Genomic DNA, 19,535 nt, shown 5'->3' with positions numbered 1-19,535 from the left:
CCAACATTATCATGATTTTTGCCAAATTCCTTTCATATTGCGCACCGCTGCCTTACAGATCGCCGCATGCATACGCCCGACGCCCTTGACCGGAAGCTGATCGCCCTGCTGCGCGCGGACGGGCGCGCGCCCATCGCGCAGCTTGCCCTCGCGCTGGGGATTTCACGCGCGACGGTGCAGACGCGCCTTGACCGGCTGCTCGACAGCGGGACGATCCTTGGCTTCACCATCCGCGCGCGGCGCGAACATGACGAAATCCGCGCCGTCATGCTGATCGAGGTGGCGGGTAAGTCCACCACCGAAATCATCCGCCAGCTGCGCGGCATGCCCGAACTCCATACCCTGCACACGACGAACGGGGCGTGGGACCTGATCGCGGAAATCCGGGCCGACAACCTGCGCGATTTCGACCGCGTCCTGCGCGAGGTGCGCATGATCGACGGGGTCCTGAACTCCGAAACCAGCATCATGCTGAGTTCGGTCTGACGGGCCTTTCCCCACCATTCCGCCCCCCGCCGCGCACGTCCTGCCCGCGCATGGTGTGGCTTTCATGTCACGATTTCGCAATGAATCGGGGGGATCCTCTCATCGCGCTATTGATATAATATAACATTACAAATAGGGTGCGTCGCAGAAGCCATTCCGCATGTCCCTAACGCAGGCCTTACAATGAACGTTTCCGGTTGCGCCCTGTCATTTTCCACGCTGCCACTGTCCTGCCTGCTGGCGGGAACGGTATGCCTGCCGGTCGTGCTGTCGGGCGTGGCCCGGGCCGCCGACGTCACGCCGCAGGATGCCCGTACCTCCTTCGACAGCGCACAGCCCGCCGACACCGCGCAGCAGCCCACGCACCCGAAACAGACCGTCACCAGCTTTTCCGACAGCAAGGGCGAACATATCAACGTCAATGCGCGGCTGGACCGCATGCGTTCGGCCCTGCAGCCGGCGACGGGGGCGACCACCTACCGCTTTTCGCGCAAGGATATCGAAACCATCCCCGGTGGCGACAACGCCCCGATGAACGCCGTCCTGCTGCAGGCGCCGGGCGTGGCGCAGGACAGTTACGGGCAGATCCACATCCGTGGCGACCATAACGAGGTGCAGTTCCGCCTTGATGGCGTGCAGCTTCCCGAGGGGCTGAGCGTCTTCGGGCAGACGCTGATGACGCGCTTTGCCCATTCCATGTCGCTGACGACCGGCGCGCTGCCCAGCGAATACGGCTTCCAGCAGGCGGGCGTCATCGACATCACGACCAAGAACGGCAGCGCCGATCCGGGGGGCGAGGTCTCGATCTATGGCGGGGCGCGGGATTACTTCTTTCCCTCGCTGCAATATGGCGGAAGTCATGGGAAGTGGGATTACTTCGTCACCGCCGATTTCGTGCATGACCGCGTGGGCATCGAAAACACCACGCCAAAGTTCAATGCCCTGCATGACCTGAGCAACCAGTACCATTTCCTTGGCCACCTGCGGTACACGGTTGACGACACCACGCGCATCAGCTTTACCGCCGGTGTTTCCAACGCCTATTACCAGCTTCCGAACAATCCCGGACAGCAGAGGCAGTTTGCGAACCCCGACTTCCTCAACAGCCAGCTTGCGCAGCAGGTCTATGGCACGGGCGACAGCGCCAGCCTGAATGAACGGCAGAAGGAAATCACCGATTTCGCGATCCTGTCGCTGCAGAAGGAAATCGGGAATTTCAGCCTGCAGTCATCGGTTTTCTCGCGCTACAGCTCGCTTGGCTATTCCCCCGACCCGCTGGGGGACCTTGTCTATAACGGCATCGCGCAGAACGCGCAGCGATCGGTGATGTCCACCGGATCGCAAAGCGACGTGACATGGCACGCCGCCCCCCACCATACGGTGCGTTTCGGATATCAGGCCTATGTCGAACGCACGGTGTCGCAGACGGATTCCACCGTCTATCCCCAGACCGGGACCGACAGCGACGGAAATGCGACCTTCAGCGGCGCGACCGAGACCATTCACGACGGCAATGGCCGGACCGGGTGGATGTACGGCCTGTATGCGCAGGATGAGTGGCAGCCGGTGCGCAACCTTACGATCAATTACGGCCTGCGTTTTGACGGCGTGGACGAATACACCCATTCCAAGCAGGTCAGCCCGCGCATCAACGTCGTGTGGCAGCCCTGGCATGGCGGCACGCTGCATGCGGGGTATTCACGTTACTTCACCCCGCCGCCGTTCGAACTGGTGGGGGGCACGTCACTGGACAAATTCGCCAATACCTCGGCCGCACCCGGCACGTTGCAGGACACCACCGTCAAGGCGGAGCGCGACCATTATTTCGACGCGGGCATTTCACAGATGCTGCTGCCGGGATGGCATGCGTCCTTTGACGCGTATCTGAAGCTTGCGCGCAACATGATCGACGAAGGGCAGTTCGGTTCCCCCATCATCCTGTCGGCCTTCAATTACCGCAAGGGCAAGGCCCATGGTTACGAATTCGCCACCGATTACACCCGTGGCCCCTTTTCCGTTTACGGCAATTTCGCATGGTCCCGCGCAATGGGGGAGGACATTACCAGCGCGCAGTGGAATTTCGATCCCGCCGACCTGTCCTATATCCGCAACCACTGGATCCACCTTGACCATGACCAGCGGTGGACCGCCTCCGCCGGGGGAAGCTATACCGCGTTTTACCAGACCGGGCACCCGACGCGCCTGTCCGCCACCATGGTGTATGGCAGCGGCCTGCGTGCCGATGGCGCCATCCCCAACGGGGCAAAGGTTCCGCAATACGTGACGTTCAACCTGTCGCTGGTGCAGTCGTTCCAGGACCTTTTCCATGTCAGCTTCCTGAAACGCACGCAGCTGCGGCTGGATGTCATCAACCTGTTCGACCGGCGCTATGAACTGCGCGATGGCAGCGGGATTGGCGTCGGCGCGCCGCAATACGGGCTGCGTCGCACCATCCTGACGGGCCTGTCACAGCGGTTCTGACGGCCCCGCGCGCCCTTGGGCAAATCGTAAAGAAGTTTTTGGTGAAGCTTTTTCAAAAAGCTTTAAAGAACGCCGCCTTTTTAGATAAAAGGCGGCACCCAAAAACTTTTAATCAATGATTTCTGTCAGGACCAGTTTTACTGCGCGGTATAGCCGCCATCGATCACCAGTTCGCTGCCGGTCATGAACTTTGATTCGTCAGAGGCAAGGAACAGGATGCCATAGGCGATGTCATCCGGCTCCCCCAGATGGCCCAGCGGGTGCAGCGCGATCAGCTTCTGGCGCGCCGCCTCCTGATCGGGGGTGTCATGGGTCAGCCCCTGGACCATCGGCGTCCAGATATAGCCGGGATGCACGGAATTGACCCGGATCCTGTAGCCGGATTTAGCGCAGTGCAGGGCAGCGGATTTCGTGAACAGCCGCACGCCGCCCTTGCTGGCGTTATAGGCGGCAAGGGTAGGATCGCCCACCAGCCCCTCGATGGAGGACAGGTTGACGATCGAACCCGACCTGTGCGGTTTCATCGCCTCCACCGCGTATTTCGTGCCAAGGAACACACCGTCAAGGTTGATCGACTGCACCCGCCGCCATGCCGCGAGGTCCGTGCTTTCCACCGTGCCCGACCACGCGATGCCCGCGTTGTTGACCGCGATGTCCAGACGCCCGAAACGCGCGATGACGGCCGCCATCGCCTTTTTCCAGTCCTCCTCGTCCGCCACGTTCAGTTCGACGAACATGGCCTCCCCTCCGGCGGCTTCTATTTCCGCGACGGCGGCCTGCCCCTCCGCAGCCTTGAGGTCGGCGATGACGACCTTCGCCCCCTCTTTCGCCAGAAGCCCCGCCGTCGCCCTGCCGATACCCAGCGCCGCGCCAGTCACCAGCGCAACTTTTCCCGATACGCGCATCATCATGTTCTCCTGCTGATGTGGGGCAATCCTATACCGTCCGGCGGAAATGGGGGACCATAACCTGCATCACCGTCCGTTGAACGCGACGCCCCGGCTGACGGTTTTTCCCATACACCGGCACGGCCGGGTCATGACGCAAATGTGGGGAAAATGTCGCGGGCTTTTTCACCGGGCGGTCGTGCCCTTATATTGACATTGATAATTATTCTCATATTGTTGGGACGTTCATCGGAACCCGCCCCGCGCCCGCCGCGCCGAGGCTGCGCGGGCAGGTCCCATTATTATCACATGTTCGTATCTTCATTGGTGATTCCACGACTTTTCCGCGCGCCATCGCCGGATGACGCCGGGGGGCATGACCGGTCGCGGATGTTCCCCATCCCCATTCCTGCTGACAGAGGTTGAAAAACATGCAGTTCGCAAAAGGTCTTCTGGCCGCCGGCCTTGTGACGGGCCTTGCCGCGACGGTTTCACAGGCGCAGGCCCGTGAATACCCGATCGGCGGGCCGGTGCAGGCCCATGACATGGAAATCGCCGCAAGCTACCTGATCGGGGTGGACATGGCGCCCATGCCCGCCGGCATGCCGATGGGCAATGACACGATCCACCTTGAAACCGATGTCCACGCCACGGCGGACAATGTCTGGGGTTATCCCGATGGGGCATGGATCCCCTACCTGACGATCGACTACACCCTGACGAAGGAGGGATCCTCCTTCAGCAGCAGCGGCACGATGCGCGCGATGACGGCCAAGGATGGCCCGCATTACGCCAACAACGTGCGCATGGGCGGCCCCGGCAGGTATACGGTGGAACTCCGCTACTCCTCGCCGGAACATAACGGCTTTTTGCATCACGTGGACAAGGAAACCGGCACCCCGGGCTTCTGGGAGCCGTTTACCGAGAAGTTCACATTCTCCTATCCCCAGAAATAGGATCGCGCGGAGCGGGCCGGGACATGGGCGACCATGCCCGGCCCGTGCGCATCAGGAAAAGAAGTTTTTGGTGAAGCTTTTTTCAAAAAGCTTCGAAGAACGCCGCCTTTTTGGAAAAAGGCGGCACCCAAAAACTTCTTTATCAAAAGGTTATTTTCAAACGGTCCCTTATCAACGGGCCGTCTTCAGGCCGTCCCCTGCGGCACGCGCCCCGCCGGCCTGCGTTGCGCAAGCCGGGTGGCGACGACCATCACCACCAGCGTCACGACCCACGCGATCAGCTGGACGCCCATGGGGCGGTCGGAATACCCGAACAGCGCCTTGGCCGCGCGGCCGGTCATGCTGCCATCGGACAGCAGCCACGACGTGTCCCACATTTCATACCCGCATGCCGGGATCAGGTCGTCCCCCGCCAGCAGCGCCGCCGCCTGACTGGCCATTCCCGCGGCAAGGAAGGCGATCAGCATGGCGGTCACGCCGAACAGGCGATGCAGCGGAATGATGATCAGGCCGCGATACAGCAGCCACGACACCCCGCCCCCCGCGACAATGCCCAGCAGCCCGCCCGTCAGCATCGCCAGCGGGCCGGAATGGGTGGAAACGGCGATGCCGTACAGGAACAGCACGACCTCCATCCCTTCACGCAGGACGGCGACCGCGACGACCACCGCCATCGCGCTCAGGGAGCGTTCGCCCGATGCGACCTCCGCCCCCAGCACGCGCATGTCGCCCGCCATTTCGCGGCCATGGCGCGTCATCCATACGGTGTGCCAGCCCAGCATCACGACCGCGAGGCACAGGATGGACGCCGAAAAGACATCCTGCCCGTTGCCCGACAGCGCCTGCGACAGGCGACCGGCGAACAGTGCGACAATCCCCGCGCCGACGGCGCCCGCCGCGATGCCCCCGGCGACCCAGCGGCCGCGACGGGGAATGCCCTGGGTTGCGGCCAGCACGATCCCCACGATCAGCCCCGCCTCCAGCACCTCACGAAAAACGATGAGCAGACTTCCCAGCATTGCCTATGGTCCCTGCGTGGCGGTTACGGTGCCGGTCGCCTGATCCGGATGGTAATCGTCGAAGAATTTGTAGGTCCCCGGATGCAGCGGCCCCGCATGCACGGTAATCGTGCCGCCGGGGACGACGATCTTTTCAAACTTCAGGTCATAGCTTTCGAATTCGTCGGTCGTATCGTCCTGATTGGTCAGGGAAATCAGGAAACGCTGTCCGGCGGGCACGTCAATGTGATCGGGGACGAAATGATGGTCCCTGACGATCAGGTGGACGGGTTCCTGCGCCCGTGCCGGCGCAACAGGCCAGCCGGGGACCCAGCCGGGGACAAGGACGGCAAGGCCGACACATGACAGGAGGGGCGTCGCGTGGCGCATGTCAGTCGTGAACTCCGCTATTGGCGCGATACTATGCGACTTATTCTCATTGTCAACCGGATGTGCTACAGCCCCCTTCACGGCAAGTGAGGTTCCTATGATTTCCCATCCCCTGGCGTTCATGCGGCTGCCCTATGACCTGCTTGTGGCGCTCGACAGCCGCATGTTCCATTTCTGGATGCAGCCCGTCCATTATCTTGTCCGACTGGTACACATTCTTGCGATGGCGGTCTTTTTCGGCATGGACGTGCTGTTTGACCTGTCCCTCATGCGCCGTGATTACCGCGCGGAACGCGCCATCGTCGCGCGGCTGGCATTCTGGTGGATGCACTGGCTGTTCGCCGTCACCATGGTTTCCGGCGTGCTGCTGTTCTTCTACGACCCGGTGCATATCGGCAGCCGTGGCTACCTGTCGCCAAAGCTGCTGCTGATGACGCTGGCGCTGGTCAATGCCGCGATCTGCCACAACCGCCTGTATATCCCCGCCCTGCGCGGACAGGCCGTCAGCCTGACGCGCGCACGCACGGGGGCGGGCATTTCGCTGGCGCTGTGGACCGGGGTCATCATCATGTCGTGCCTCAACAGCGAAGGCGTGCCCAAGGTTTTCCTGCGTGGGTGACGCCCCGGCGGGCCTGTGATCGACACGGCATCCCTGCATAAGGAAACCCGGTTTCCATTCCGGCGCCCGGGATATGGTGCAATCCCCCGCCCCATCCTGTAAGAGACAGCTTGGAAACAGGCTGTTGATAAAAAACAATAAAAGTTTCCGGGTGTCGCATTTTCCCCAAAAGGCGGCGTTTCCAGAAGCTTTTTGAAAAAAGCTTCACCAAAAACCTTTACGATTTCTGGGTATTATCGGGCCTGCCTTTTCAAACGGCCTCCAATCCGGCCTGTCACTTCACGTTTCCATCCAACGGAGCCTTTCATGACCCAGCAGGATGCTCCCCTTCATCCCCTCATGCGGCCACCGGGCGCGGACAATGCCCGCGTGATGAACGAGGAGCTATTTTTTGACCTGGTCTATGTCTTCCTTGTCACCCAGATCAGTCATGGCCTGCTGCACCACCTGACGCCGACCGGCGGGATGCAGACCCTTATCCTGTGGTTCGCGGCATGGCTGGGATGGCAATATACGGGCTGGGTCACGAACTGGTTCGATCCGCGCGTGCCGGCCCTGCGCGGGGTCCTGTTCCTGACCATGGCGCTGGCCCTTGTCTGCGGCGCCGCGGCGCCAGAGGCATTCGGCGCGCGCGGACTGGCCTTTGCGCTGTGTTACGCCGGCATGCAGGTCGGGCGTTCCGCCTTTGTCGTATGCAGCCTGCCGGCATCCCACCCGCTGGCCCCCAATTACCGCCGCATCCTGGGCTGGGGCATCGTGGCCGCCTGCTTCTGGATCGCCGGCGGCCTGGCCCCGCCACAGGCACGCGTGCCGCTGTGGGCTGTGGGCGTGGCATGTGAATATGTCTCGCCCATGTTCGGGTTCTGGCTGCCGGGGCTGGGGCGGTCGCACACATCGGACTGGACCATTTCAGGCAGCCACATCGTCGAACGCTGCCAGCTTTTCGTGATCGTGGCGCTGGGTGAAACGATCATGGCCTCCGGCCTTTCCCTTGCGCAGAGCGAGCACTGGTCATCGATCGAACTGGGCGGTTTCGCAGCCAGCTTCCTGTGCACCATCGCCATGTGGTGGCTTTATTTCGAAACCTCCAGCGAGGAAGCGGAGCACGCCATCACCAGCTCCCCTGACCCGGGGCGGATGGGCGCGTATTTCCATTACCTGCATGTCGTCCTGATCGGCGGGATCATCGTCACCGCGGTTGCCATGGACCTGCTGCTGGAAAACCCGCTTGAGGAAGCACGGGGCGCACCCGCGCTGGTCATGACGCTTGGCCCGGTGCTCTACCTTCTGGCCAGCACCGCCTATCGCTGGGTTGCGACGCGCCGCCTGATGTCGGGCCAGGTGGTGGGCGCCGGCGTGCTGCTTGTGGCGGGATTCGCCGGGCAGGACCTTCCCATGTGGGGGCTGGCATTCTGCGAAACGACGCTTTTCCTGATCATCAGCATCCTGTGTTCCGGGAAAATCCCCCGCAACAGGGCATGCATCTGAACGCCCGCATGTGACGCCCCCCGGACCGGGCGATGGCGAAACAGGCATCGCCCGGTCGGGTCAGGACGGCGGGTGGCCGGCCAACAGCACGGCCACCGCCCTGTCCATCGCGATACCCGCGCCTGCTGACACACATCACCGCAATCCACCCCTGCGGGCGTGAAAGGCGCGATCCATCGCCATTGCGCCCCGGCCAGTCCGCAACATCTGCCCCCATCCCGTATTTCCTTATGATATTCAATTGGTTATCCACCATGGACAGGCAATCCCGGATGTCACGATCGCACCCGTCCCTGTTGCTCCGCCCCTTAGATTCGGCATGGCCGGGAAATATTTCTTCCGAACACAATCCAGTCACAAATGACATCCGGCGGGTTGTCATAACAGGAAATGCCCTGTAGATGCGAATCACTCTCATTACGAATGAGACTGGCATCCACCGGAGAATCAGCACAGTGATGGCGATATCCAGCCCGACGGCACGGCCTTCCGAATCGCGCGGCCATATCGTTTCACGCCCCCCCGCCACCACGCACCGCAGGCTTCGCCCATCGGTCCTGGCGCTGATTGGCATGGTTCTCGGCCTGCTGGGCCATGGCATCCCCGCCATCGCCCGCGCGCAGGACATTCCCCCCACCGAAATCCAGAAGGAACGCCGCGAACTGGGCAATTCCGGCCCCGCCGTCAATGAAACCGACATCGTGACGGTGGAAGAGTCGCAGGCCCCGGCCGGCTCAGGCGATGGCGGCGCGCTGGACACCAGCGGCAACCTGCTGGGCGACATGGGGGGATTGCGGCCATGGCTGTACAAACACGGCATCACCTTCAACCTTCAGGATGTGGAGGAGCTGTGGGGCAACGCGACCGGTGGCGCGCCCAGCGGCAATGATGTCGGCCGCGGGTCGGGCACCGGCCCGGCCTATGACGCGGTCACCGCGCCCACCCTGACGGTGGACCTTGAAAAGCTGTTCGGGCTGCGGGGCGGCCTGTTCAACGTCAGCGCGCTGCAGACGCGCGGCCGTTCGATCTCGCAGGGTCATCTTTACAACTACAACCCGATCAGTGGGTTCGAGGCCGACCGCTCCACCCGCCTGTTCGAGCTGTGGTACCAGCAGTCCTTCCTGAACGGGAAGCTTGACGTGAAAATCGGGCAGCAGGACCTCGATACCGAATTCCTCATCAGCGATTACGGATCGCTCTACCTCAACGCCAATTTCGGCTGGCCGATGGCGCCTTCGGTCAACCTGTATGGCGGGGGGCCGTCATGGCCGCTTTCCTCCCCCGCGATCCGGCTGCGTTACCGGCCGACCGACGCCTTTACCTTCATGTTCGCCGCCGCAGACGACAACCCGCCGGGCAACCGGTACAATTCCTTTGGCATCCAGGATGGCGGCAATACGGCCGACCCGACGAACCAGACCACCAATGACGGCAGCGGCACCCGCTTCAACATGGGCACTGGCGCGCTGCTGATCACCGAACTGCAATACGCGCTCAACCCGCAGCCGGAGGACATGACGCACGCCACGAAAAATCCCGGCCTGCCGGGGATCTACAAGCTCGGCGGTTTTTACGATACGGCGAGATTCCCCGATTACCGCTATAACCGGCAGGGCGGCTCCCTTGGCGCGCAGGGGGGCTATCCCCGATGGGACCGGGGGAACTGGATGGTCTATGGCATCATCGACCAGATGCTGTGGCGGCCGTCGCTGACATCGCCGCAATCGGTGGGCGTCTTCGCGCGCGCCACCGGCAACAGCGGCGACCGCAACCTCATCAGCTTCGCCATCGACGCGGGCATCAACCTCAAGGCCCCGTTCAGGGGACGCGACAACGACACGGTGGGCGTGGGCTGGGGCATCGGCCGGTCCAGTTCGGGCTGGCGGCAGTACAACCGCGCGGCGGGGTCGATGGTGCCGGGCAACGAAAACCATCTGGAGGTCACCTATCAGGCGCAGGTAACGCCGTGGCTGGTGCTGCAGCCCGATTTCCAGTACGTCTGGCACCCGCAGGGGGGCACCCCTGACCCGCGTTACACCAGCGGCCTGAAGCGCGTTGGCAACGAAGCGATTTTCGGAATCCACACGAACATCAATTTCTGAATTCCGCCCGAACGGGGGCCGCGACAGGCATGCCATGCAGGGCGCCTGCGGTTTTCACCCGCCCTATGGCCCGGAAACAACACATCGCATGCGCCGTCCTGTCCCACCACGAAGGACATCGCGCGGAACAGGGATGATGTTTTCCAATATCCGTTGATCCCATCAACGCTTTTCCATTTCATGTCCATCCCGCATTTCCCGCATGCCGCGACATGACGGGCGCGGATGCATGCTGTCCGGCATCGCGACGGGACAGGGTATTTTCATTGTCATTCTGTAATTTTCAGGAATCCGGGATGGGTTGCGTAAATACGCAACGCCCTTTTTCGCCGCCATCCTGACGGGTTGGGAAATACTGGGCGCCCGTTGGCGGCGGACCGTGTCGTGAAAACACGCCACCCTGTGGAAACAGGGGACGGTTGACTTTGAAAACCGCCATCACCGTTTCGCAAAATACCAAATAACGGCAAAGTATATATGTGATGACATGGTGTCATAATAATGTAACATGAGTGTCATCAAAATATAACGAGACACCCTGAAACCCGAAACATAGGGTGCGCAGCGTCATCACCGATCGAAACAACCGGGGCCTCTTCACGAGGGATCACGCTGCATGAAAAAGAGCAAATTTCTTCTTCTGACAACATGCATGAGTTCCGCGCTCATCCATGCCGCACATGGCGCGAATACGACGTCCGCCCCGACGCCCGCGCGGCATGCGAAGCAGGCAACGGCCACCCCGGCCGCGACCGCCGCCACGCGCCCTGTTACGACGAAAACAGCAGGCCGGAAAACGGCGGACCAGGCGGATTCGGTGCGCGCGACCCAGCCGGAATCGATCATCGTGCTGGGCGCGGGCGCCGCGCGTGAAACGCAGACGCTGTCGCATACCGACATCCAGCAGACCACGCCGGGCACCAGCCCGCTCAAGGCGCTGTCGAAGCTTCCGGGGGTGATGTTCACGTCATCGGACCCGCTGGGATCGTATGAATGGTCGCAGCAGATCATCATCCGTGGTTTCGACCAGAGCCGCCTTGGCTTCACCATGGATGGCGTCCCGCTGGGCAACCTTGCCTATGGCAATGACAACGGGCTTTCGATCGGGCGCGCGCTGCAGACGGAAAACAACGGTCCCGCGACGCTGGCGCAGGGGGCCGGGGCGGTGGGTGTCGCCGCGTCGAACGACCTTGGCGGCGCGCTGGAGTTCACGTCCATCGACCCGACGAAGCAGTTCGGCGTCGATGTCGCGGGCACCGTCGGGTCGTATGGCACATGGCGCACCTTTGCCCGGGTCAATACCGGCACGATGAAGGGCGGCGGGCGGCTGTACCTTTCCTACGACTATCAGGACGCGAACAAATGGAAGGGCGACGGCATCCAGCAGCAGCAGCAGGCCAACGCCAAGTTCATCCAGCCACTGGGCAGCCATGTCAAACTGACGCTGTTTGGCGATTACAGCCAGCGCGCGGAAAACGATTACCAGGACCTGTCGCTGCACCTGATCAATACCAAGGGGTACAACGTCGATAACGTGACCGGCAATTACGGGCTGGCGCAGCGGATCGCCACGGCGTACCAGAACGGCACCGCCATGCCCGCGGGCATCGAAAACCAGGACCAGTCCTATTACAACTCCGCCGGGCTGCGTCAGGACATCCTTGGCTATGGCAAGCTGGATTTCAACATCACCAGCCGGCTGAAGGGCGCCTTTACCTTCTACGGCCATACCAACACGGGCGAAGGCGTATGGGTCACGCCCTATACCCCCACGCCGGCGTCGCTGGGCGGATCGCCGCTTTCGACGCGCACCACGGAATATGACATCCACCGCGAGGGCCTGATCGCCAGCCTGTCCTACAATATCGGCCACCACACGATCGAAGGCGGCTTCTGGTTTGAAAACAACGATTTCGAACAGGCCCGCCGTTACTATCCCCTCGGCATGGACAAATATACCGGCAGTTCGGTGCACTGGTTCGGCAACGATGCCTTTGAAACCCAGTGGCAGGGCAATTTCAACACCCGGACCTATCAGTTCCATATCCAGGACACATGGCAGATCACCCCACGCCTGAAGCTCAATTACGGGTTCAAGTCGCTGGTGGTGGACAATACCGCGCAGGCCCTGTCGGGCAATTACATGGGCACGCCGACAGCCAACCCCTACGCGTCGGGCTCCATCACCTCGGCCAACGGGTTCCTGCCGCAGATCGGGGCGAATTACCGCATCAACCACAATAACGAAATCTTTGCCGACTTCTCGCGCAACATGGCGGCGTTCGACAACTCCTCCACCGGCGCGACCAGCCCGTTCGCGACCACGGTCGCGGGATATGCCGCGATCCGCAACAAGATCCACCCCGAAATGTCGTATAGCGAGGAAATCGGCTACCGCTTCCACAACAAGCGCATCCAGGCCTCCCTGACCGGCTATTACGTGGAGTTCGAGGACCGGCTGCTGTCGATCACGCAGGGCGTGGGCATCCAGGGCAATCCCTCCGTCCTGACCAACGTGGGGGGCGTGACCGCGCGCGGCATCGATGCTGCGTTCAATTACCGCTTTGCCGACAACTGGTCGGTCTATGCGTCCTATTCGTTCAACGACTCACGCTATGACGACAACCTGACCACCGGGGGCGTGACCTACAGCACGAAGGGCAAGCAGGTGGTGGCGATGCCCAGCAACCTTGCCAACGTGCAGGTCAGCTATGACGACGGCACCATCTGGGGCAATTTCCAGATGCAGTACCAGGGACGCCGCACCTATACCTATACCAATGACCAGTGGGTCAAGCCGAACGACATCTTCAACCTCAACCTCGGCTACCGTTTCCACAGCCACAACTGGGCGCTGCATGGGCTGGATGCGCAGATCAACGTGACCAACCTGTTTGACAAGCGCTATGTCGCGACGGTCGGCAGCAACGGGTTCGAGGTTTCCGACCCCAAGGGCACGTTCCAGACCCTGCAGGCCGGCGCGCCGCGCATGGTGTTCTTTACCCTGCGCAAACATTTCTGACATTGTCGCGCACCACAACAGCCACGGATGACACCGCCATGCCCAATTCGTCCAGCCGCCGGCAGTTCCTGAAATTCGGCGCGGCGGCGGCAGCAGGCGCCGCCCTGCCGGACAACCTGCAACGCGCCCTTGCGGTGGCCCCCAACCGGGTCACCGGCACGATACGCGACGTGGAACATGTCGTCATCCTGATGCAGGAAAACAGGTCGTTCGACCATTATTTCGGCTGCCTTCGGGGGGTGCGCGGATATGGCGACCCGCGCGCGGAAACATGCCCCGACGGCCACAGCGTCTTTTCACAGCCCGACGGCAGGGGCGGGCGCGTCATGCCGTTTGCGCTCAGCACCGCCCAGACCTCGGCCGCGTGCATCGCAAGCCTCGACCACAGCTGGAAGGGCACGCAGGCGGCATGGAACGACTGGAACACATGGGTGCCACACAAGACGCCCATGACCATGGGGCATTTCACCCGCGCGGAAATCCCGTACTATTACGCACTGGCCGATGCCTTTACGATCTGCGACGCCTATCACGCCTCCATCTTCGGGCCGACCAACCCCAACCGCCTGTTCCTGTTCACCGGGACCAACGGGCTGGCGGTGGGTAACGCGGGCCCGCAGGCGATCCGCAATGTCGATGACGGCAACTGGTCGGCGGACATGGCCCATGACCGCGCGGATTTCCAGCCCTTTGACTGGACCACCTATCCCGAAAACCTCCAGGCGGCGGGCGTGTCGTGGAAGGTCTATCAGGAATATGACAATTTCGGCGACAACCCGCTGGCGTCATTCGCGCGGTTCCGCAACATCGACCGCAAATCGTGGGCGTACCGTCGCGGGCGCATGATCGTGGCGGGATCGAACGCGGCAAACCGGCAGGAGTCGGAGGGACGCTACCTCATCTCCGCGTTCGAACGTGATGTCGCGCGCGGCACGCTGCCGCAGGTGTCATGGATCGTGCCGCCCGCCGCCCTGTCGGAACATCCCGACGCGCCGCCGGGATATGGCGAATACCTGATATCGCAGCTGATGGACGTGTTCGTGCGCCATCCCGACGTGTGGGCAAAAACCGTCTTCATCCTCAATTACGATGAAAATGACGGCTTTTTCGACCATGTGCCCCCGCCCGTCCCCGCGCTGGACGCAACGCAGGGCGCGGGCACGGTGCCGACCGATGGCGAATCCTTCGACGGCATTCCGGTCGGGCTGGGCCCGCGCGTGCCCGCGATCGTGGTGTCCCCGTGGACCAAGGGCGGATGGGTCAATTCGCAGGTGTTCGACCATACCTCCGTCCTGCGCTTCCTTGAGGCGCGCTTTGGCGTGGCGGCCCCCAACATCACCGCGTGGCGACGCGCCGTGTGCGGGGACATGACCTCCATCTTCGACTTCGCGCAGGCCGACCGCCGGTGGGTCGCGCAACTGCCGCGCACCGAAACCTACCTGGCCGACACCCGCAAATCGTGCCAGCTGCCCAAGCCCGTCATTCCCGCCCGACAGGCCCTGCCCCGGCAGGAAAGCGGCCAGCGCCCCGCCCGCGCCCTGCCCTATGACATGCAGGCCGACCTTGTCGGCGCCGACAGCCTGCGGATCGCGAATGCGGGGGCGCAGGGCGTCGTGCTGCGGATCCGCGATACAGGCGGCGCGCGGCATTACACCCTGGCGGCGGGGACCGCCATGGCGGTGCGCGTGGCCACCCATGGCGCGAAGCCGATGACGGTGCACGGGCCGAACGGGTTTTTCCGCCAGTTCCACGGCGCGGACCTGCCACAGGCGACCCTGCGTTACGACCCGGCGGGCGACATGATCGTGCTGTCGCTGCGCCATCAGGGGACGGGAACGCACAGGCTGCGGGTCGAGGACGCGTATGACGGGACCATGCGGGAGCTGGTGCTGCCGCCGGGCAACACGGTCGAGGCGACATGGCCCGCGGCGGCGCATGACCACTGGTATGACCTGATCCTTCACGATCTGCGCCACGCGCACGCCATCGTGCGGTTGGCCGGACACATGGAAAATGGCAGACCAAGTCAGACCGATCCACATATGGGACAGATACAGGCATGACGTTTCTTGGCCGCCGCGGTGCCCTCGGGCTGGGTATGCGATTTGGCATGGGACTGGGCATGGGGCTGGGCATTGCGGCCACCATGGCCCCGACCCTGTCCGCCCGCGCCGCCACGGCAGGGTGCGGGCGGCTCGCCCCGCTGAAATGGGCGCCGCGCACGCGCCGGGTGATGGAAAACCTGATCGCCGCCCACGGCAGCGCCAGCCCCGCCTATGACCCGGCCCGTCCGCCCTATGCCGTGTTCGACTGGGACAATACCTGCATCACGGGCGATTGCGAGGAAACGCTGCTGCATTACACCGCCAGCCGTTTCCTGTTCGCCATGCCGGTCGAAACCTTTGCGCAGGCGACGGCGCGCGACGTGCCGCATCGCACGTTTTCCGCCTTTCGCACCGTCGATGGCCACGACGTGCGCTTTGCCGACCTGCATGCCGACCTGTGCGCGGATTACGCCACGCTGGCGACACGGGGGCGCACGCCCGCGCCGGACGACCCGGCCCTGCTGAGCCTGCGTTCCAAGCTGGTGTACGCCTATGACGCCATCAGCGCGACATGCGATGGGGAGGTGGCGTGCCGCTGGATCATCCGGCTGCTGGCGGGATATGACGCGACGGGCCTTGCCGCGCTGGCGCGGGCGTCGAATACGTGGCACCTGGGACAGGCCATCCGGCGCGAGACATGGATAACGCCGGCCACGCGCCCCGGCCGCGCGGGCATCATCGCCCGCCCCGTGCGGATGGGGCTGCGCCTGTCACCCGAAATCGCGGACCTGCAGTCGGTGCTGCGCGCGGCGGGGATCGAGGTGTATGTCTGCTCCGCCTCGCTGGAGGAGGTGGTGGCGGTCTTCGCCACCGATCCCGATTACGGCTATGACCTGCCGCGCGCCAATGTCCTTGGCGTGCGCATGCAGTGGCCCGATGGGCGGCTGGGCCTGGGGGCCGCGCCGCACTGGCCCGTGACCTATCACGCGGGCAAGGTCCGGGCGATCCGCCAGGCGCTGGCGCGGCGGCACGGCCGGGGCCCCCTGCTGGTCTGTGGCGACAGCAGCGGCGATTACGACATGCTGACGGCGTTTCCCGACACGCGGCTGGGCCTCATCATCAACCGGCTTTCCTCCGGACCGATCGGTACTCTGGCGGCGCGGGCGGTCGCGCAGATGTCGTCGGACCAGCCGCGCTTCGTCCTGCAGGGGCGCGACGGCAATACCGGCGAATGGCGTCCCTCCGAACAGACCATCCCGCTGGGCCATGACGTGGCGCAGTTGTCGGGACCCGTGCGCGCGACATAGCATCGCTATTCCGGGGAACCGGTAGAAGGCATGAAAGTTTCAGGGTGCCCTTTTCCTAGGAAAATAGGGCATCGTGATGAAGCTTTTTGCAAAACGCTTCACAAAAAACTCCCGCGATGAATATGGTGCGCCGGACGCACGGAATATCCACGTCGACAGGACGTGATATTCCCCTCAACATCTGCATCAGGTTCAATCCTGATATGCCGCACCTGCAATTAATATTGCTTTATCCTGTGCCGCGCCCCACATCCGCCCGAAAATTACCTTATGTATCCACCATCCATTTCGCATGTTCCTGCGTTATGGCCACAATCCAGCGACAGGTGGGTCCCATGCCCCCGGACACGGCCTGTCCGGGCATTATCCGGAAGCGCGACGGCATGTCCGCAGAAACATTGAAGGAAAGTCATGAAACTGAGTGATAGAGGGTGGAAAGTTCCTTTCGTGCGCAAATCCCTCTTCCAGATCGGCAAGGATCTGCGCCCGAAGATCGACCGGCTCATCATGCGTCATTCGCTGTTGCCAGATCAGGCCATTATCGAAAAAGACTATTTCCCGTGGATCGATGTCCTCGAACGCAACTGGGAACATATCCGCGACGAGGCGGTGCGCATCCGCACGCAGGAAATCCCCTCGCTTGGCGAAATTTCGCCCGATCACGGCCGGATCGCGGCCGACAGGCGGTGGCGTTCCTTCTTTCTGGAGGGGTATGGATACCGCCGGGCCGAAAACTGTGCCCGCGCGCCCTTTACGGCGTCGCTGCTGGACCGGATTCCCAATCTGGTGACGGCGTGCTTTTCCGTGCTGGAGGCCGGGTGCCACATCCCGCGCCATTACGGCATGACCAAGGGGATGCTGACCTATCACCTTGCGCTGCAGGCCCCCACGGACCGCGCGAACTGCCACATCAACATCGAAGGCCCCGACAGGCTGCATGTCATCTCGTGGGAAAACGGCAATTCCTTCATGTTCGATGACATGTACAATCACGAGGTCTGGAACGACACCAGCGAGGACCGCTATATCCTGCTGATCCAGGTGCAGCGCCCGTGCCGGGGCGTGGCGAGGCTGATCCAGAATTTCTTCCTGTTCTGCGTCAGGCATTCCCGCTTCGTCCAGGATATCAAGCGCCAGCTCGACCATCAGGCCGACCGCCACCACGCCCCGGCCTAGGGACTGGCTGAAGACAGAAAATAAAGGTTTTTTGGTGAAGCTTTTTGCAAAAAGCTTCGAAAGGACGCCGCCTTTTCAGATAAAAGGCGGCCCCCGGAAACTTTTGAAATTTCAAGGAATGACCGGACTGGCCTTCCCCATCGCGGCGGACGCGGGATGGGAAAGGCCATGCGTGGCCGCAGGGATCAGAACGCGGCCTGCAGGCGGCCCGCCACCGAATTGCCGTCGCGGCCCATCAGGTTATACAGTTCGCTGTTGCGGGTGACGATGAAGTGGTTGAAGTCCAGCATGAAGCGGAAATGCCGGTTGGGATACCAGTTCAGTCCCGCCGACCATACCGTCTGCTGCCCGCCACGCACCGCGCTGGCGGTGCCAAGGTTGCTGTTCAGGTCCGCCACGCTGTAACGGGCCGACAGTTCCAGCGCGCCCCAGTATCCGTGCACCGGGTCGAAGGGATGTTCCACGCCGGGGGCGGAGAACGCGCCTTCCTTGATGTTGTAGGCGCGTCCCTTGCCGAACAGGGTATAGTTGGCCGCGCCGTAATACCCTTCGAAGTTCGTGGCGGGCATGTTGCCGGTGTCGGCCCCGCCCTTGCGCTGCACGCCGATGTGGTAATATTCGCCCTTCAGCACCAGCCGCTTCCACCGGAAGCCCAGTTCGGGACCGGCCGACCAGACAGTGCCCGCATCACCCACCGTGGCGCTCAGCAGCTTGGTCGTCGTCAGGTTGACCTCCGGCGCCTCGCTGGGGGAATAGACGCGGCCCTGCGCGCCTTCGTTCACCTTGAACGCGCTGATGGCCGACAGGCCGACATGCACGTCGATGTCACGCGACACGTAAGGCCGTCCCGCGACGCGGAAGGTCGCGCCCGTCTGGCTGTCGCTGATGGGATTGGTGGAGGACGAACGGTTGCCATAGGTCTGGCCCGTCAGGTATCCCGCGATCCACCAGCGCTTGGCATAATGCAGGCCGCCGATGCTGAACCGGGCGTCGCCTGCGGCGATGTTGCGCACGATGTCGGTGATGGCGGGACGTTCCATCATCTCGAATTCGTTGGAGCTTTCGGAATCCTCTTCCGTCACGCGCGGCTGGAAGTAACCGGCGGTCAGCACCGTGTTGTGGATGCCGGCGTAATTCAGGTTCGCCTCATACAGCGTGACCGAGCCGTCGGCGCTGCCGGACCCGAAATCGGGCGTGATGTTCGCGATCCAGTTCTTGTAGCGGAAGGAGATGGGAATACGCAGCCGGCGCGCATTTTCCGTCAGTCCGGGGAACAGGCCCTTCGTCTCGCCCGCGCGGGGGGACATGCCCATGAACCCGCCGACATCCTCGTGGAACGCCAGGCCGATCTGCACGGCATAGGCGCCGTCATCGGACGAAATGGTAAAGCGCCCGCCGGGGAAGCCGACCATCATGCCGCCGAAATGCAGGCTTTCTTCCTTTTCCGTCGCGGCGCGGAACGACTTCCACGAGGAATCGACGCGGAAATCTCACAGAAGGGTTGTACATCGGGTTAGATTATGAAAAAGTCTGTTTTGCACAAAAGAAATTTTCGTAAGCTATAAGAAAACCCGATGC

At 62.6% G+C, this 19,535-nt stretch carries 13 protein-coding genes and 1 pseudogene; 10 read left to right on the top strand and 4 right to left on the bottom strand.

Annotation, left to right across the window (positions count from 1 at the left end):
• Nucleotides 1-66: 66 nt before the first annotated feature.
• Both CFR71_RS08290 and CFR71_RS08285 read left to right on the top strand, forming a co-directional pair.
• Nucleotides 67-486, top strand: coding sequence for an Lrp/AsnC family transcriptional regulator (locus CFR71_RS08290; protein ID WP_110530202.1), 420 nt, complete (start codon nt 67-69; stop codon nt 484-486).
• Between the two features lie 183 nt (nt 487-669).
• A complete protein-coding gene (locus CFR71_RS08285) occupies nt 670-2,967 on the top strand; it encodes a TonB-dependent receptor (RefSeq protein ID WP_110529991.1) in 2,298 nt (765 codons plus the stop codon).
• Nucleotides 2,968-3,104: 137 nt separating this feature from the next.
• Here the strand turns inward: CFR71_RS08285 and CFR71_RS08280 are convergent, their stop codons facing one another.
• Complete coding sequence (locus tag CFR71_RS08280; RefSeq protein WP_110530198.1) at nt 3,105-3,875, bottom strand: glucose 1-dehydrogenase; 771 nt, start codon at nt 3,873-3,875, stop codon at nt 3,105-3,107.
• Nucleotides 3,876-4,285: 410 nt separating this feature from the next.
• On the opposite strand from CFR71_RS08280, the gene CFR71_RS08275 reads away from it, so the two are divergent.
• On the top strand, nt 4,286-4,810 hold the full coding sequence (locus tag CFR71_RS08275) for an iron transporter (protein WP_110530195.1): 525 nt from the start codon (nt 4,286-4,288) through the stop codon (nt 4,808-4,810).
• Nucleotides 4,811-4,995: 185 nt separating this feature from the next.
• Here the strand turns inward: CFR71_RS08275 and CFR71_RS08270 are convergent, their stop codons facing one another.
• Nucleotides 4,996-5,829: an FTR1 family iron permease gene (locus tag CFR71_RS08270; protein WP_110529989.1), complete on the bottom strand. Its 834-nt coding sequence runs from the start codon at nt 5,827-5,829 to the stop codon at nt 4,996-4,998.
• A gap of 3 nt (nt 5,830-5,832) precedes the next feature.
• The gene (locus tag CFR71_RS08265) at nt 5,833-6,198 is read right to left on the bottom strand and encodes a cupredoxin domain-containing protein (RefSeq protein ID WP_110529987.1); all 366 of its coding nucleotides are present in this window, start codon (nt 6,196-6,198) and stop codon (nt 5,833-5,835) included.
• 97 nt (nt 6,199-6,295) lie between these two features.
• On the opposite strand from CFR71_RS08265, the gene CFR71_RS08260 reads away from it, so the two are divergent.
• The 7 genes from CFR71_RS08260 (at nt 6,296) to CFR71_RS08225 (ending at nt 17,957) form a co-directional block, all read left to right on the top strand.
• On the top strand, nt 6,296-6,817 hold the full coding sequence (locus CFR71_RS08260) for a hypothetical protein (RefSeq protein WP_110529985.1): 522 nt from the start codon (nt 6,296-6,298) through the stop codon (nt 6,815-6,817).
• Nucleotides 6,818-7,123: 306 nt separating this feature from the next.
• The gene (locus CFR71_RS08250) at nt 7,124-8,305 is read left to right on the top strand and encodes a low temperature requirement protein A (protein ID WP_110529976.1); all 1,182 of its coding nucleotides are present in this window, start codon (nt 7,124-7,126) and stop codon (nt 8,303-8,305) included.
• Nucleotides 8,306-8,763: 458 nt separating this feature from the next.
• Nucleotides 8,764-10,407 carry a carbohydrate porin gene (locus tag CFR71_RS08245; RefSeq protein ID WP_110529973.1) on the top strand — a complete coding sequence of 548 codons (1,644 nt, stop codon included), beginning with the start codon at nt 8,764-8,766 and terminating at the stop codon, nt 10,405-10,407.
• Nucleotides 10,408-11,059: 652 nt separating this feature from the next.
• Nucleotides 11,060-13,429: a TonB-dependent receptor gene (locus CFR71_RS08240; protein ID WP_110529969.1), complete on the top strand. Its 2,370-nt coding sequence runs from the start codon at nt 11,060-11,062 to the stop codon at nt 13,427-13,429.
• A gap of 38 nt (nt 13,430-13,467) precedes the next feature.
• Nucleotides 13,468-15,492, top strand: coding sequence for a phosphocholine-specific phospholipase C (locus tag CFR71_RS08235; protein ID WP_110530193.1), 2,025 nt, complete (start codon nt 13,468-13,470; stop codon nt 15,490-15,492).
• Nucleotides 15,489-16,781: a haloacid dehalogenase-like hydrolase gene (locus CFR71_RS08230; RefSeq protein WP_110529967.1), complete on the top strand. Its 1,293-nt coding sequence runs from the start codon at nt 15,489-15,491 to the stop codon at nt 16,779-16,781. The genes CFR71_RS08235 and CFR71_RS08230 overlap by 4 nt, the downstream gene beginning before the upstream one ends.
• Before the next feature lie 447 nt (nt 16,782-17,228).
• Nucleotides 17,229-17,957 (top strand): aspartyl/asparaginyl beta-hydroxylase domain-containing protein, encoded by a 729-nt coding sequence (locus CFR71_RS08225; RefSeq protein ID WP_338042933.1) that lies wholly within the window; start codon nt 17,229-17,231, stop codon nt 17,955-17,957.
• 185 nt (nt 17,958-18,142) lie between these two features.
• On the opposite strand, the pseudogene CFR71_RS08220 reads toward CFR71_RS08225, so the two are convergent.
• Nucleotides 18,143-19,432 (bottom strand): annotated as a pseudogene (locus tag CFR71_RS08220) (OprO/OprP family phosphate-selective porin); the annotation flags it as partial.
• Between the last annotated feature and the right edge of the window lie 103 nt (nt 19,433-19,535).

This window comes from Novacetimonas pomaceti (assembly GCF_003207955.1).
GTDB lineage: Bacteria > Pseudomonadota > Alphaproteobacteria > Acetobacterales > Acetobacteraceae > Novacetimonas > Novacetimonas pomaceti.
This window is presented reverse-complemented; position numbering and strand designations above follow the sequence as displayed.

What these genes read in the sequence shown, in the direction of transcription:
- CFR71_RS08260 (WP_110529985.1), top strand. Translation starts at nt 6,296, where the DNA reads ATGATTTCCCATCCCCTGGCGTTCATGCGGCTGCCCTATGACCTGCTT.
- CFR71_RS08270 (WP_110529989.1), bottom strand. Translation starts at nt 5,829, where the DNA reads ATGCTGGGAAGTCTGCTCATCGTTTTTCGTGAGGTGCTGGAGGCGGGG.
- CFR71_RS08265 (WP_110529987.1), bottom strand. Translation starts at nt 6,198, where the DNA reads ATGCGCCACGCGACGCCCCTCCTGTCATGTGTCGGCCTTGCCGTCCTT.
- CFR71_RS08230 (WP_110529967.1), top strand. Translation starts at nt 15,489, where the DNA reads ATGACGTTTCTTGGCCGCCGCGGTGCCCTCGGGCTGGGTATGCGATTT.
- CFR71_RS08275 (WP_110530195.1), top strand. Translation starts at nt 4,286, where the DNA reads ATGCAGTTCGCAAAAGGTCTTCTGGCCGCCGGCCTTGTGACGGGCCTT.
- CFR71_RS08245 (WP_110529973.1), top strand. Translation starts at nt 8,764, where the DNA reads ATGGCGATATCCAGCCCGACGGCACGGCCTTCCGAATCGCGCGGCCAT.
- CFR71_RS08240 (WP_110529969.1), top strand. Translation starts at nt 11,060, where the DNA reads ATGAGTTCCGCGCTCATCCATGCCGCACATGGCGCGAATACGACGTCC.
- CFR71_RS08280 (WP_110530198.1), bottom strand. Translation starts at nt 3,875, where the DNA reads ATGATGCGCGTATCGGGAAAAGTTGCGCTGGTGACTGGCGCGGCGCTG.
- CFR71_RS08250 (WP_110529976.1), top strand. Translation starts at nt 7,124, where the DNA reads ATGACCCAGCAGGATGCTCCCCTTCATCCCCTCATGCGGCCACCGGGC.
- CFR71_RS08235 (WP_110530193.1), top strand. Translation starts at nt 13,468, where the DNA reads ATGCCCAATTCGTCCAGCCGCCGGCAGTTCCTGAAATTCGGCGCGGCG.
- CFR71_RS08285 (WP_110529991.1), top strand. Translation starts at nt 670, where the DNA reads ATGAACGTTTCCGGTTGCGCCCTGTCATTTTCCACGCTGCCACTGTCC.
- CFR71_RS08290 (WP_110530202.1), top strand. Translation starts at nt 67, where the DNA reads ATGCATACGCCCGACGCCCTTGACCGGAAGCTGATCGCCCTGCTGCGC.